We start from the raw sequence: 743 nt of genomic DNA on the forward strand, positions 1-743 counted from the left end.
AGCGAGGCATGTTTTTACATTTTTACTGGTGCCGTTGGAGGTACATTGTTATCACTAATTTAAATAAGTCATTTATTTAGTAAATGCTACCATAAATTTGGTAGTTTTTTTTGCTGCTTTATTAAAGAGGATTGTAACCACCAATCAAAAATGTTTTTTATCCTTATTAACCTAATTAGCTAGAAGAAAATAGAAAATAAGATTACTCAAACATACAAATACCATTGTAAGTAGTGCTTGTATGTTTGAGTAATTATTTATTGAGGTAACATGTAACCAATTAATGTTCTATTAAGTTGGATAAAGGAATTTCTTGTTCATTCTTGGGTTCATTAAGAGGATAAATTCTAGCTGTTTCATTATTTTCAGCCACATTTTGAATATAAATTGGAACTCTATTATACGTTACATTAGCCATGACTGGTGAAGCGGCAATCTCTTGTGCTCTTTGTTTGTTCATTATAATGACCCCCTTTTGATTTGTAACAGTTATAATATTTACTTCAAACTACTTAAGTATTCTTATTACTCAATAATAAGTAAACAGGGAGCTAGTTTTAATTACGGTTACTTGACTAACGAAGGCAACGGTTAGATTTTGATTTCCTAGTTGGTTGCGGGATTAGTTTATGTAGAAAGTAAATGTTTTAATTTTTATAGCTAAGCCTTTTCTATACTTAAATATTTCTACATAGATAAAAAATGAAAATGTGCAAAATAAAGAACCGCTACCGGTTCTTTAT

The 743-nt window shown here is 29.3% G+C and carries 1 protein-coding gene; it reads right to left on the reverse strand.

Features of this window, described 5'->3' with window-relative positions; translation table 11 throughout:
- Positions 1-280 precede the first annotated feature (280 nt).
- Entirely contained in the window at positions 281-460 is a 180-nt protein-coding gene (locus V7038_RS29420) for a small acid-soluble spore protein H (protein WP_335696090.1), read from the reverse strand.
- Between the last annotated feature and the right edge of the window lie 283 nt (positions 461-743).

This window comes from Bacillus sp. JJ783 (assembly GCF_036963225.1).
In the GTDB taxonomy this organism is placed as follows: Bacteria; Bacillota; Bacilli; order Bacillales; family Bacillaceae_G; genus Bacillus_A; species Bacillus_A cereus_U.